Here is a 12688-nt window from a genome sequence, read left to right as displayed (position 1 = left end):
GCGCGGCCGCTGCCGATCAGCCGCGCCTGCGCTTCAGTCGCCCTGCTCCTGCGCGGCCTGCCGGTATGGAGCCGCCTCGATGCCGTGCTTGCGCATCAGCGCCCAGAAGGCCCGCCGGTGCTTGCAGCAAGCCCGCGCCGCCTGCGCCACATTGCCGCCATGGCGCGACAGCGCAAGCCGGATGTAGTCGCGCTCGAAGCCGTCCACCACCCGCGCCTTCGCGATCCGGAAGGATTCGTGCGCAGGCCGGGGGGGTTGATGGCGCGGGCGGGACAGGGTCTGCTCCATCAGATCGGACGCCCCCCGGGCGCGCAAGGTCGCGGGACGCTGCAATCCGCCCGCGCCTGCCTGAGGCCGCGCCTCGCGATACATCGTCGCTGGCTCCTGGATCTCCACCCGCGCCGTGCCGCGCCCCTGCGCCGTGCGGGCCAGGCGACCGAGCCGTACCCGCAGGCTCTCCCGGCAGGCGGGCTGCGTCTCGAAATCCGAAGCGCCCAGGCTTAGCAGGTCTTCGATGGCGGGCGCCTTCACGTCCGAGATCAGCAATAGCAGCGGAGTAGTCAACACGGCGCCCGCCTGCTGCAAGGCCATCCGCGTCCACGCCAGCGAAGACGGCGCGACAGGCAGGATGCAGCAGTCATAGCGCCTGAGCGCCACCGCCAAGCGCGCCAGCGCCTGCACGTCAGCTTCCGGGATCTGGGCATCAGGCTCGGCGCCGGCCGTCGCATCCCGGGACGCCGCGCCGGCGGCTGCATACCGCACCGGACTCAGCGACACCAGGTGCAGCCGCACACGCATCTGCCTGGCCGGGTGCTGCGCCACCAGATCGCGCATCGCCCCTTCGTGGCCAGGCGCCAGCAGAACCCCGCAATCCAGGACTTCTCGCACGCTTCCCCCCAACGCTTGACTAGGAAAGCTGAAGGCTACTGTTGCAAGCGTCGGCCAGCTATTCGTAGTGATCGCATTGCGGCCGGCACAAACAACGGCGCGGCAAGAGACTGATTTGAATCGCTGTCGCCTTTGACGCTGTGCGACGACAAAGCCCAGCCTGTGGGTGACGGGGCCGGACTCAAGAATGCGATAAGCCTTATCGGCCGGTAGCTTGTCCTGCGTGGCGTCTACTCCCAAGGGGTAGAGAGCCGAGAAAGCAAGACACGCTACGGCTTCCGGCGGCTGCGTGTCAGTCGGTGAAGTCGGTTGCGTCGGAAGCGCCTCGCCATGCGTCGAGATCCTCGCGGACCGCCTGCATCTTCTGCTCGGCCAGGGTGTTGGCGATCTTGCCAGCGAACAAATGGATGGGCGGCCTGGCGACGCGGGAGGCTTGCAGGATCAGCGTGGCGACTTTTTCGGGGTCGCCTGCTTGCTGGCCATGCAGTCCGTTCAAGTGCAAATCCAGCGAAGCCTGGGCTTCGGTGTAGTCGGCAATCGAACGCTGGGCCACGCCCAGCACGCTTTGCGCCAGGAAGTCCGTGCGCACCGGCCCCGGATAAACCACGGTGGCCTTGATACCCAGCTCTGCCACTTCGGCCGCCAGTGATTCGGTCAGTCCGGCGACGGCGAACTTGCTGGCGGCATAACTGCCCCAGCCCGCGTAGCCGCCCTGGAAGCCCACGATAGAGGCCAGGTTGAAGATGTGGCCGCTACGTTGCGCGCGCAGGTGCGGCAGTGCATGCCGCAGCACGTGCAACGGTGCGAACACGTTGACCTCGAAGTTGCGGCGCAGTTCGGCATCGGTCAGCGCTTCGACCGTGCCCTGCTGGGCGTAGCCGGCGTTGTTCACCACGCGGTCGATGCGGCCGAAGGTGGCGATCGCCTTTTCGATGGCGGCCTGCACGCTCGCCTCGCTGCCCAGGTCGACCTCCAACGCCAGCAGACGCGCGTTGTTTTGCCCGAAAGCTTGATGCAGGCTGGCGAGCGTGCGCGAAGTGACGGCCACGGCATCGCCATCGGCCAGCGCCTGGCGAGCCAGCGAAAAACCGATGCCGCGAGCAGCGCCGGTGATGAACCAGACCTTGGAATGAGAGGGTGTTTGCATGGGGTAATGCTCCTTGTCAGTGGAGTGGGACACGAGGGTTCCTCGAAAATCGAAAGGGCGCAGATCAGTACGGGCTTGCGGTGGGGCGCAAGATGATTTCGCTGACGTCCACGTCATCCGGCTGCGAGATCGCATAGCCGATGGCCTTTGCCACGGCCTGCGGCGCCAGTGCGATGCGGCGGAATTCACGCATTGCCGCGCGCGCCGTCTCATCGCTGATGGAGTCGGCCAACTCAGACTCCACCACGCCGGGACTGACCACCGTCACGCGCAAGACATCTGTCTCCTGGCGCAGCCCGTCGGAGATCGCGCGCACGGCGTATTTGCTGGCGCAGTAGACGGCGGCGGTCGGGGTGACCGCATGCGCGCCGATCGACGCCACATTGATGATGTGTCCACGCCCCTGCCCCTGCATGGCAGGCAGCACGGCCGCGATGCCATGCAAGACACCGCGCACGTTGACATCGATCATGCGGTTCCATTCATCGACTTTGAGCGCCGCCAGCGGCGACAAAGGCATGACGCCCGCGTTGTTGATCAACACATCGATGCGGCCATGGCGTTGCTGCGCAAAGGCGGCGATGCGCTGCATGTCGGCCAATTGGGTGACGTCTAGCGTAAGCGCGTCCACGCTGGCGCCCTGCGCCCGCAGTTCCTCCTGCAGCGCGGTGAGACGGTCGCTGCGGCGTGCCCCGATGACCAGCTTGTGGCCCATCTGCGCCAGGTGGCGGGCCGTGGCCTCGCCAATGCCGCTGCTCGCGCCGGTCAGGACGATGACCTTGGGGCTGTTCGCGTTGATGGATTCCATCGTTTCTCCTTGGTGCCCCAGGCCGATGGGAGACGACCGTCAGGGGTGATATGAACAAGGAGAAATCGTAGGCAAGCCGTCAGGATCAGACGAGATGCAGAGCTATTGCATCATTGCCTATTTCTATTTCGTCAGATCAAATATTGGATAATTAATGCAAGAATATGGCCTATTCATAAATTGAACCCAAGATCTCTCAATGAAAGCCCTCATCCAGACATGACCCGACAAGCCGAGATGGCGACGCTGATCCAGCGGCTTGCCCCGCAAGAGGGATACACGCGCTCCTTGCTGGATGGCGTGCGCCTGATGCGCGCGGATCAGCCGCTGGGACGCACGCCCGTGTTGTACGAGCCCAGCATCGTGATCGTCTGCCAAGGCCACAAGCGTGGCTATCTGGCCGATCAGGTCTATCGCTACGATGCCTTGCACTATCTGGTGCTGTCGGTGCCACTGCCGTTCTCGACCGAGACCGATGCCAGCCCCGAGGCGCCGCTGCTGGCCGTATCCGTGCGGCTGGACATGACCGCCGTGGCCGATCTGGTCATCGAAGTGGAGCAGCAGGCGAGCACGCCGGTCAGCGCGCCCGCGGGCATCGTGTCCACGCCGCTGGACGCAACGCTGGCCGACACCACCGTGCGCCTGCTCCAGGCGTTGACCTCGCCACTAGAAGCCAAGGTGCTGGGGCCCGCCATCGTGCGGGAGCTGAGTTTTCGCGTGTTGATGGGCCCCCAAGGCGGGGCAATCCGGGCAGCGCTGGCCTACCAAGGCAACTTCGGCCGGATCTCCCGGGTTCTGCGCCGCATCCATAACGACTACGCGCAAAGCCTGGACGTCGAATTGTTGGCCGGCGAGGCGGGTCTGAGCATTCCGGCTTTCCATGCGCATTTCAAGGCCGTGACGGCCACTTCGCCGATCCAGTACATCAAGTCGGTGCGCTTGCATCAGGCTCGGCTGCTGATGATCCGGGACGATCTGACCGCGGCGGCGGCCGGCGCACGGGTCGGCTATGAGAGCGCGTCGCAGTTCAACCGCGAGTTCAAACGCTTCTTCGGGCGCAGCCCGGGCGAGGAGGCACGAGAAATGCGCTCAGCTTTCGCGCTCGCGGCCCCCACGCAACTGGATGCGGTCGCCTTGGCACATTGACGCGTCGAGAAATGAAAAAAGCGGCCCAAAGGCCGCTTTTTTCGAATCCGGGGCGAACCCCGGGGCACAGCTTCGCCGCTTAGTGCGAACGGCCGCCTTGGCGCAGCTTGCGCGCCGCGATGGCTTGCGCAGCCAGCATGGCGAGTTCGGCTTCGACCACGGCGATGTCCGCCTTGTCCTTGGCGTTCGCCAGGGCCTGTTCGGCCTTCTGGCGCGCTTCCAGGGCGCGGGCTTCGTCCAGGTCGGCGGCACGGATAGCCGTGTCGGCCAGAACCGTCACGCTGCCCGGCTGCACTTCCAGAATGCCCCCGGCGACGAAGATGTTTTCCTCGCCTTGGTCGGCACGAACGATCTTGACCGTCCCGGGGCGTATGCGCGAAATCAGCGGGGTGTGGCCGGGCAGAATGCCCAGTTCACCCGCTTCGCCAGGCAGCACCACGAACTTCGCCTCACCGGAGAAGATCGCTTCCTCTGCGCTGACGACATCCACATGCAGGGTAGCCATATCGGTTCCTTATTGCAGTTTCTTGGCCTTCTCGAAGGCCTCGTCGATCGAGCCGACCATGTAGAAGGCCTGTTCCGGCAGCGCATCGCACTCGCCTTCCACGATCATCTTGAAACCACGGATGGTCTCGGCCAGCGGAACGTACTTGCCGGGCGAACCGGTAAACACTTCAGCAACGTGGAACGGCTGCGACAGGAAGCGCTGGATCTTACGAGCACGGGCCACGGCCTGCTTGTCTTCCGGCGACAGTTCGTCCATGCCCAGAATCGCGATGATGTCGCGCAGTTCCTTGTAGCGCTGCAGCGTTTGCTGCACGCCACGGGCAACGGCGTAGTGCTCTTCGCCCACGACTTGCGGGTCGAGCTGGCGGCTGGACGAATCCAGCGGATCCACGGCCGGGTAGATACCCAGGGCGGCGATGTCACGCGACAGCACGACGGTCGAGTCCAAATGCTGGAAGGTCGTGGCAGGCGACGGGTCGGTCAAGTCATCCGCAGGGACGTACACGGCCTGGATCGAGGTGATCGAGCCGGTCTTGGTCGACGTGATGCGCTCTTGCAGCTTGCCCATTTCTTCGGCCAGCGTGGGCTGGTAGCCCACCGCCGACGGCATACGGCCCAGCAGTGCGGACACTTCCGTACCGGCCAGGGTGTAGCGGTAGATGTTGTCCACGAAGAACAGGATGTCGCGGCCTTCGTCGCGGAACTTCTCGGCCATGGTCAGGCCGGTCAGCGCCACGCGCAGACGGTTGCCCGGGGGTTCGTTCATCTGACCGAACACCATCGCAACCTTGTCCAGAACGTTCGACTCTTCCATTTCGTGGTAGAAGTCGTTGCCTTCGCGGGTACGCTCACCCACGCCGGCGAACACCGACAAACCGCTGTGCTGCTTGGCGATGTTGTTGATCAGTTCCATCATGTTGACGGTCTTGCCCACGCCGGCGCCGCCGAACAGGCCGACCTTGCCGCCCTTGGCGAACGGGCAAACCAGGTCAATAACCTTGATGCCGGTTTCCAGCAGTTCCACCGACGGCGACAGTTCGTCGAAACGGGGAGCCGGCTGGTGAATGCCACGCTTTTCGTCGTGCTGGATCGGGCCGGCTTCGTCGATGGGACGACCCAGCACGTCCATGATGCGGCCCAGCGTGCCGGTGCCGACGGGCACCGAGATCGGAGCGCCCGTGCCCGTGACCTTCATGCCGCGGCGCAGGCCGTCGCTGGAGCCCAGCGCAATGGTACGCACCACGCCGTCGCCCAACTGTTGCTGCACTTCCAGCGTCAGACCCTTTTCGGCGAACGAGGAACCCTCGTCGGCCAGAGTAAGCGCTTCGTAAATCTTGGGCATGTGATCGCGGGGGAACTGAATATCCACCACGGCGCCGATGCACTGAACGATGGTTCCGTTGCTCATGTCGATTCCTTGCTTGATAGCTTGTGACGGGATGCTGCCTGCCTCAAACGGCGGCAGCGCCCCCTACGATTTCCGAAATTTCTTTGGTGATCGCGGCCTGACGGGTCTTGTTGTAGACCAGTTGCAGATCGCCGATGACCTTCTTGGCGTTGTCCGACGCCGCCTTCATGGCGACCATCCGGGCCGACTGCTCCGAAGCCATGTTCTCGGCCACGGCTTGGTACAGCAGGCCTTCAACGTAACGCTGCAGCAGGTCGTCGATCACGCTACGGGCGTCGGGTTCGTAGATGTAATCCCAGCTGTAGTCCGACTTCACTTCCGAGGTCTTGGCCAGGTTCTCGGCACCCATCTGGTACGGATCATCCAAACCGCTGGCCAGGGGCAGCAGACGCAGGAACAGCGGCTCCTGCTTCATCGTGTTGACGAAGCGGGTCGAAGCCACGTACAGCGCGTCGATACGGCCTTCCAGGTAGGCGTCCAGCTGCACCTTGATCGCGCCCAGCAGGCGGTCGAGTTGCGGCTTGTCGCCCAGTTGCACTTCCTGGGAAACCAGTTTGGCGCCGATGCGGGTCAGCACGCCCACGCCCTTGTTGCCGAAAGCGGTCGCTTGCACGGCGATGCCGTTCTTCTCGAACTCTTTCAGCTTGCCCAACGTCACGCGGGTGATGTTGGTGTTCAAGCCGCCGCACAAACCCTTGTCGGTCGTCACCATGACCACGCCGACCGCTTTGATTTCGCGCTCGACCAGGTACGGGTGGCTGTACTCGGGGTTGGCCTGCATCAGGTGCGCAGCAATCTCGCGCACCTTGGTGGCATACGGACGGCCTGCACGCATCCGTTCCTGCGCCTTGCGCATTTTGGATGCGGCGACCATTTCCATCGCCTTGGTGATCTTGCGCGTGTTTTGCACGCTCTTGATCTTGGTTCGGATTTCCTTAATTCCGGGCATTGCGCTTTCCTGTGAAGACTGGCCGATGGGTTCCGCTCGCGCCTCAACCATCCGGGAAGGATGGGTGAGGCGTTTCGGACGCCTAACCCATCACTTTCTTAAAAAGCACCGTGCTTCTTGAATTCCTGGATGGCGGCGGCCAATTCGGCTTCGTCATCCTTGGACAGTTCCTTGGTGTCTTCGATACGCTGGATCAGGGCCGCATGCTTGGCCTTCAGTTGATCCTTCAGCGACTTCTCGAACGACAGCACTTGGGCGACGTCCACTTCATCCAGGTAGCCGTTGTTGACCGTGTACAGCGTGACGGCCAGTTCCCACACTTGCAGCGGCTGGTATTGCGGCTGCTTGAGCAGTTCCACCACGCGCTTGCCGCGTTCCAGCTGGCGACGGGTCGCGTCGTCCAGGTCGGAAGCGAACTGCGCGAAGGCGGCCAGTTCACGGTACTGCGCCAAGTCGGTACGGATACCGCCGGACAGCTTCTTGACGACCTTGGTCTGAGCAGCGCCACCCACGCGCGACACCGAGATACCGGCGTTGATGGCGGGACGCACACCGGCGTTGAACAGGTCGGTTTCCAGGAAGATCTGGCCGTCGGTGATCGAGATCACGTTGGTCGGAACGAAGGCCGACACGTCGCCTGCCTGGGTTTCGATGATCGGCAGCGCGGTCAGCGAGCCGGTCTTGCCCTTGACGGCGCCGTTGGTGAACTTCTCGACGTACTCTTCGTTCACGCGGGCAGCGCGTTCCAGCAGGCGCGAGTGCAGGTAGAACACGTCGCCCGGGTAGGCTTCGCGGCCCGGCGGACGGCGCAGCAGCAGCGAGACCTGGCGATAGGCCCAGGCTTGCTTGGTCAGGTCGTCATAGACGATCAGGGCGTCTTCGCCGCGATCGCGGAAGTATTCGCCCATCGTGCAGCCGGCGTAGGCGGCCAGGTACTGCATGGCAGCCGAGTCGGAGGCCGAAGCGGCCACGACGATGGTGTATTCCATCGCGCCGTGCTCTTCCAGCTTGCGGACCACGTTGTTGATCGTGGAAGCCTTCTGGCCGATAGCGACGTACACGCAGGTGACGCCCTTGCCCTTCTGGCTGATGATGGTGTCGACAGCGACGGCGGTCTTGCCGGTCTGGCGGTCGCCAATGATCAGTTCGCGCTGGCCGCGGCCGATCGGCACCATCGAGTCGATAGCCTTGATGCCGGTTTGCAGCGGCTGCGACACCGAGCGGCGGGCGATAACGCCAGGCGCCACTTTTTCGATGATGTCGGTGGCCTTGGCGTTGACCGGGCCCTTGCCGTCGATCGGCTCGCCCAGCGTGTTGACCACGCGGCCTTTCAGTTCGGGACCGACCGGAACTTCCAGAATGCGGCCGGTCGTCTTGACCTGGTCGCCTTCGGAAACGCCGGTGTAGTCACCGAGAATAACGGCGCCGACGGAATCACGCTCGAGGTTGAGCGCCAGACCGAAAACGTTGTTGGGAAATTCGAGCATTTCGCCCTGCATCACGTCGGACAAGCCGTGGATGCGGGTAATACCGTCGGTCACGGACACGACGGTGCCCTGAGTACGGACATCAGCCGAAGCGCCCAGGCCCTCGATGCGGCTCTTGAGCAGTTCGCTGATCTCGGAGGGATTGAGTTGCATATTGACTCCTGGAATCCTGTTAGTTGCCTTAAGCGGCGAGCTGATCGCGCATGCGGGCCAATTGGGCTTGTACGGAAGTATCGAGCACCTGGTCACCGACGGCCACGCGCACGCCGCCGATCAGCGACGGATCAACGGTGACGCTGGGCTTGAGCTTGAGGCCAAATTTTTGTTCGAGGGCGGCGACCAGTTCTTTGACCTGGGCATCGCTCAATTCGAACGCGCTGGTGATTTCCGCCTGCGCCGTGCCGTCGTGACGATTCCGCAGCACCGCGAATTGCGCGGCGATGTCGGGCAGCAGCAGCAGCCGGTCGTTTTCGACCAGCAGCTCGATGAAATTGCGGGCGGCTTGAGGCAGTTCGGCCTTTACCAGGCCGGAGAACAGCTCAACGCGCTGCTTGTCGCCCAGACGCGGGTCGGCCATGGCCTCGCGCACGTCGGGGTTGGAGGCGACCTGAGCCAGTTCGCTGACCAGGTCGGACCAGGCCGGCAAGCCGGCGCGGTCGTCGCGCGCCGCACTGAAGAGCGCTTCAGCGTAGGGCCGGGCAACAGTGGAAAGTTCAGCCATGACGGTCCCGGATTAAAGCTGCGCGCGGAGCTGGTTGAGCAGCTCGGCGTGTGCGCGGGCGTCAACCTCGCGCTTGAGGATCTGTTCAGCACCCTTGACGGCCAGCGCAGCGACGTCGTCGCGCAGCAGGTCGCGGGCGCGCTGGACTTCCTGCGCGGCATCCTGGGCAGCCTGCGCCACGATGCGGGCGCGCTCGGCTTCCGCTTCACGGCGGGCCTGCTCGATCAGGGAGGCGGCTTGCTTCTCAGCCTCGATGATGCGGGCGTGGTTTTCGGACTTGGCAGAAGCCTCGATCAGACTGACGCGCGCCTGGGCTTGAGCCAGATCGGCTTTGCCCTTCTCGGCGGCGGCCAGGCCGTCGGCGATTTTCTGGCGGCGCTCGTCCATCGCCTTCGTCAGGGGGGGCCACACGAATTTCATCGTGAACCAGCCCAGAACGAAGAACACGAGCATCTGGAAAATGATCGTCGCGTTCAGATTCACGGTCGTTCCTTTAACACCTTGCGGCTCCGACCGCACCCGGAAAGGGGCGTCACGGAGCACTCGATACTTTGCTAGGCGGCGACGGAGCTTGCACCCGCATCGCCGCCAGCGTCATGACCCGCCTTTTCGCCGGCGGGCGGTGCCTTAGCCGACGAACGGGTTGGCGAAGGCGAACAGCATGGCAATACCCACGCCGATCAGGAATGCCGCGTCGATCAGGCCAGCCAGCAGGAACATCTTCGTTTGCAGAGCGTTCATCAGTTCAGGCTGACGAGCCGAGGCTTCCAGATACTTGCCGCCCATCAGTGCGATGCCGATGCAAGCGCCGATAGCGCCCAGACCGATGATAAGACCGCATGCGAGGGCAACGAAAGCGACGTTGGTCATGACAACTCCTTGGTTAGAAATCTGAAGTCAAAAATTGAAAAATAAGAGGTACTGCTCAATGCAAGATAATCTTGCTATCCCGTGCTGGCCGGATGGCCAGCACGGGAAATTCGGGGGATCAGTGGCCTTCGTGAGCCTGGCCGAGGTACACCAGCGTCAGCATCATGAAGATGAAGGCCTGCAGCAGAACGATCAGGATGTGGAAGATCGCCCAGATGGAGCCGGCCAGGATGTGACCGATGCCCAAGCCGATGCTGGCGCCGTTGAAGCCGGTCCAGGCGCCGCCCAGCAGGGCGATCAGCATGAAAATCAGTTCGCCGGCGAACATGTTGCCGAACAACCGCATGCCCAGCGACACGGACTTGGCGGCGTATTCGATCAGGTTCAGTAGCAGGTTGAACGGAGCCAGCACGATGGCGCCGATACCGTGCGCATGGAACGGCGCGGTGAACAGTTCCTTGACGAAGCCGCCCGGGTGCTTGATCTTGATGCCGTAGTAGAACATCAGCAGCAGCACGCCCAGCGACATGCCCATCGGCACGTTCAGGTCGGCGGTCGGCAGAATGCGGTGGTAGTAGAGCGGGTCGCCGTGTTCAGCACCCAGGCCGGTCAGGCGCCAGATGGAGGGCAGCAGATCGACAGGCAGCAGGTCCAGCGCGTTCATCAGGATGATCCAGAGGAACACGGTGAGCGCCAGCGGGGCGATGAAGAGACGGCTCTTGGCGTTGTGGACGATGCCCTTGGCCTGATCGTCGACCATGTCGACGATCATTTCCACGAAGGCCTGGAAGCGGCCCGGCACGCCATTGGTGGCGCGGCGCGCAGCGCGCCAGAGGAAGAAAATGACGATCAGACCCATCAGGCCGGACCAGAACAACGAGTCGTAATTGATGATGTCGAACTGAGCGATAGCGCTCTGTTTCTCACCGGTATTGTTCAGATGCACCAGGTGGTGCTGAATATACGCGGACTGAGGCGACACGTCGCTGGCAGCAGCCATTTGAATCCTACCCTATTTGCTGTGCCCGGCCCTTGCGAACCGGACGATTCCACGATTTCGTTTGCCGCAAACCTGCTCGGCGCTATGACAACTTGCGGAACATCAAGAGCAGGAGATAGCCCTTCAATGTGAGTATCAGACCGAGCAGCACGGCAGGCCATACGAGGCTGTCCTGCGCCACACGCGAAAGCAGCCACAACAGCAACGCCGTTGCGAACAACTTGATCAACTCACCAGAGAGAAAGGTAAAGGGACTGGACTTACCGGCCCGTACGCTGACAGCCAGGCGCAATGCGAACAACGCATTGGGAATGAAATACGCTCCCGCCCCCGCCAACGCCGACCAACCTGCCGCCGCCCCTCCGACAACCCCCGCTATCACTGCTGCTGCGAGCCCCATGGCACCTTGCGCTGCCAATGCCAACAGGAGCCCGCGGCTTGCTTGAGCATTCAGCGCCGCGCGATCCGCGTCACTGAGAACCAGAACTTTATCCGTCATGTCGTGGTCAAACATTGCTTGCTGCTGACCATGACCTTCAACCGGACCCTGCCGCACTTCCTGCTGCATGGAGTTCTGTTGCATCAAACTTCCTCGCTTTGCTTCTTTGCCCCTATCAGAACCGGCGCGTCCCGCTGCCCGTAGCTGCCCCCATAGCAGGCGCTAGTCCGTTGATTTCAAAAGCTTCATCAACGATTCGCCCGCTACTTGTCAGCCGCTACGTGTTCTTATCCCGCAAGCGTCAAACCCGCAGAGTATAGCGTGATTCTTTTTACCCTAGCAAATGAACTTTCGGCCGTTTGTAAGGTGCAAACAACGCTTGGATCGGGCGAAATTAGGGACGCGAAACGGCCCGCAACGCACGGTGCGCAAACCCTGAGCGATGCAGCGCGGCCTCCACAATGGAGGCCGCGCTTTATACCATCAAAACAAGGTCAGTCTTCCTTGACCGGCGGCGGCGCCCACAGGCCGTCCAACGCCGTATCCTGGGGCGAGTACAGACGCATGCTGAGCAGGAACGGCGCATCGGCGGCCGGCGAAGCGATCCAGTTCGAGCGCTTGCGCTCGCCGGGATCGCGGCGCTGGATGTAGATGTCCAGCGAACCGTCGGCGTTGTACTTCAGGCCGTCGGTGCTGCGCAGCACGTAGCGGTTGGCCGGATTGTCAGCGAAACCGTGCTTCGCGTCGTAGACGTGCAGCGACCAGAAGGCATTGGCTGGCGGCAGCTGGCCCTTGTCGAAGTGCAGCACGTAGTCCTCGTCGGAGTTCAGCGCGCGGCCCTTGGAATCAGACACCGTCACCGGGTACAGCACATCCTCCGGCGTAGGCGCGCCCAGGCCGGCATAGGCGATGGCGGCGCGCCGCGTGTAGTCGGTGCCGTAGGTGCCGATGCCGGACAGCACGGTGCTCCAGCCATTCATGGGCGTGCCCAGCCGCGACACGCCATCGGCGATGCGCCGGCCCGCCAGCGGCTGAGTCTGCGCCAGCGCCTGCTGCACGGCCGGGCTCAAGCGGCCGTACGAGAATGGCTGGCGGCTGTCCAGGCCGATGCGGCGCATGCGGTCCAGGATGGGCGTGTCGTTGGCGTGCGGCGGGTTGTTGCGCATCACGTCGAAGAACAGCGTGAAGAATGATGCGGCATCCATGCCCGCGGCCTGCTCGGCCGGCGTGCCGTCAGGCACCGTCACGGGCATGGGCGGCGGCAGGTCGCTGCCGATCGGCGCCGAGCCCACGCCGGGTCCGGTCTGCGGATAGGCGC

The 12688-nt window shown here is 63.3% G+C and carries 14 protein-coding genes; 1 reads left to right on the top strand and 13 read right to left on the bottom strand.

What is annotated here, in order from left to right:
• Positions 1-33: 33 nt before the first annotated feature.
• The 3 genes from WBB14_RS08505 to WBB14_RS08495 all read right to left on the bottom strand — a co-directional run bounded on the left by WBB14_RS08505 (position 34) and on the right by WBB14_RS08495 (position 2843).
• On the bottom strand, positions 34-834 hold the full coding sequence (locus WBB14_RS08505) for a hypothetical protein (protein ID WP_424239436.1): 801 nt from the start codon (positions 832-834) through the stop codon (positions 34-36).
• 346 nt (positions 835-1180) lie between these two features.
• Positions 1181-2035 carry an SDR family oxidoreductase gene (locus WBB14_RS08500; RefSeq protein WP_424239435.1) on the bottom strand — a complete coding sequence of 285 codons (855 nt, stop codon included), beginning with the start codon at positions 2033-2035 and terminating at the stop codon, positions 1181-1183.
• A gap of 64 nt (positions 2036-2099) precedes the next feature.
• Positions 2100-2843: an SDR family oxidoreductase gene (locus tag WBB14_RS08495; RefSeq protein ID WP_424239434.1), complete on the bottom strand. Its 744-nt coding sequence runs from the start codon at positions 2841-2843 to the stop codon at positions 2100-2102.
• Positions 2844-3062: 219 nt separating this feature from the next.
• Between WBB14_RS08495 and WBB14_RS08490 the strand changes: the two genes are divergently transcribed.
• Positions 3063-3989, top strand: a complete 927-nt coding sequence (locus tag WBB14_RS08490) for an AraC family transcriptional regulator (protein ID WP_424239433.1) — start codon at positions 3063-3065, stop codon at positions 3987-3989.
• Positions 3990-4068: 79 nt separating this feature from the next.
• Here the strand turns inward: WBB14_RS08490 and WBB14_RS08485 are convergent, their stop codons facing one another.
• The 10 genes from WBB14_RS08485 to WBB14_RS08440 all read right to left on the bottom strand — a co-directional run.
• Positions 4069-4494 (bottom strand): F0F1 ATP synthase subunit epsilon, encoded by a 426-nt coding sequence (locus tag WBB14_RS08485; RefSeq protein ID WP_013391134.1) that lies wholly within the window; start codon positions 4492-4494, stop codon positions 4069-4071.
• 9 nt (positions 4495-4503) lie between these two features.
• Positions 4504-5904 carry a F0F1 ATP synthase subunit beta gene (atpD, locus tag WBB14_RS08480; protein WP_424239432.1) on the bottom strand — a complete coding sequence of 467 codons (1401 nt, stop codon included), beginning with the start codon at positions 5902-5904 and terminating at the stop codon, positions 4504-4506.
• A gap of 43 nt (positions 5905-5947) precedes the next feature.
• Entirely contained in the window at positions 5948-6853 is a 906-nt protein-coding gene (gene atpG, locus WBB14_RS08475; RefSeq protein WP_088137992.1) for a F0F1 ATP synthase subunit gamma, read from the bottom strand.
• A gap of 98 nt (positions 6854-6951) precedes the next feature.
• Positions 6952-8493: a F0F1 ATP synthase subunit alpha gene (atpA, locus tag WBB14_RS08470; RefSeq protein ID WP_054455187.1), complete on the bottom strand. Its 1542-nt coding sequence runs from the start codon at positions 8491-8493 to the stop codon at positions 6952-6954.
• Between the two features lie 28 nt (positions 8494-8521).
• Positions 8522-9061, bottom strand: coding sequence for a F0F1 ATP synthase subunit delta (locus WBB14_RS08465; protein WP_424239431.1), 540 nt, complete (start codon positions 9059-9061; stop codon positions 8522-8524).
• A gap of 12 nt (positions 9062-9073) precedes the next feature.
• Positions 9074-9544: a F0F1 ATP synthase subunit B gene (locus tag WBB14_RS08460; RefSeq protein WP_013391129.1), complete on the bottom strand. Its 471-nt coding sequence runs from the start codon at positions 9542-9544 to the stop codon at positions 9074-9076.
• A gap of 144 nt (positions 9545-9688) precedes the next feature.
• Positions 9689-9931 (bottom strand): F0F1 ATP synthase subunit C, encoded by a 243-nt coding sequence (atpE, locus tag WBB14_RS08455; RefSeq protein WP_003815363.1) that lies wholly within the window; start codon positions 9929-9931, stop codon positions 9689-9691.
• Between the two features lie 118 nt (positions 9932-10049).
• Positions 10050-10931, bottom strand: coding sequence for a F0F1 ATP synthase subunit A (gene atpB, locus WBB14_RS08450; protein ID WP_013391128.1), 882 nt, complete (start codon positions 10929-10931; stop codon positions 10050-10052).
• Positions 10932-11013: 82 nt separating this feature from the next.
• Positions 11014-11430 (bottom strand): ATP synthase subunit I, encoded by a 417-nt coding sequence (locus WBB14_RS08445; protein ID WP_349259025.1) that lies wholly within the window; start codon positions 11428-11430, stop codon positions 11014-11016.
• Positions 11431-11864: 434 nt separating this feature from the next.
• On the bottom strand, positions 11865-12688 hold an 824-nt coding region (locus tag WBB14_RS08440), incomplete at its 5' end, for a DUF1214 domain-containing protein (protein WP_424239430.1).

The sequence above is a fragment of the Achromobacter sp. genome, assembly GCF_049647645.1.
GTDB lineage: Bacteria > Pseudomonadota > Gammaproteobacteria > Burkholderiales > Burkholderiaceae_B > Achromobacter.
The sequence above is the reverse complement of the archived record's forward strand: the minus strand, read 5'-3'. Positions and strand labels throughout refer to the sequence as shown.

Excerpts from the sequence above, each read along its gene's own strand:
- WBB14_RS08465 (WP_424239431.1), bottom strand. The coding sequence starts at position 9,061 with ATGGCTGAACTTTCCACTGTTGCCCGGCCCTACGCTGAAGCGCTCTTC.
- atpE (WP_003815363.1), bottom strand. The coding sequence starts at position 9,931 with ATGACCAACGTCGCTTTCGTTGCCCTCGCATGCGGTCTTATCATCGGT.
- atpA (WP_054455187.1), bottom strand. The coding sequence starts at position 8,493 with ATGCAACTCAATCCCTCCGAGATCAGCGAACTGCTCAAGAGCCGCATC.
- WBB14_RS08495 (WP_424239434.1), bottom strand. The coding sequence starts at position 2,843 with ATGGAATCCATCAACGCGAACAGCCCCAAGGTCATCGTCCTGACCGGC.
- atpB (WP_013391128.1), bottom strand. The coding sequence starts at position 10,931 with ATGGCTGCTGCCAGCGACGTGTCGCCTCAGTCCGCGTATATTCAGCAC.
- WBB14_RS08445 (WP_349259025.1), bottom strand. The coding sequence starts at position 11,430 with ATGACGGATAAAGTTCTGGTTCTCAGTGACGCGGATCGCGCGGCGCTG.
- WBB14_RS08485 (WP_013391134.1), bottom strand. The coding sequence starts at position 4,494 with ATGGCTACCCTGCATGTGGATGTCGTCAGCGCAGAGGAAGCGATCTTC.
- atpD (WP_424239432.1), bottom strand. The coding sequence starts at position 5,904 with ATGAGCAACGGAACCATCGTTCAGTGCATCGGCGCCGTGGTGGATATT.
- WBB14_RS08505 (WP_424239436.1), bottom strand. The coding sequence starts at position 834 with ATGCGCGATCTGGTGGCGCAGCACCCGGCCAGGCAGATGCGTGTGCGG.
- WBB14_RS08490 (WP_424239433.1), top strand. The coding sequence starts at position 3,063 with ATGACCCGACAAGCCGAGATGGCGACGCTGATCCAGCGGCTTGCCCCG.
- WBB14_RS08500 (WP_424239435.1), bottom strand. The coding sequence starts at position 2,035 with ATGCAAACACCCTCTCATTCCAAGGTCTGGTTCATCACCGGCGCTGCT.
- atpG (WP_088137992.1), bottom strand. The coding sequence starts at position 6,853 with ATGCCCGGAATTAAGGAAATCCGAACCAAGATCAAGAGCGTGCAAAAC.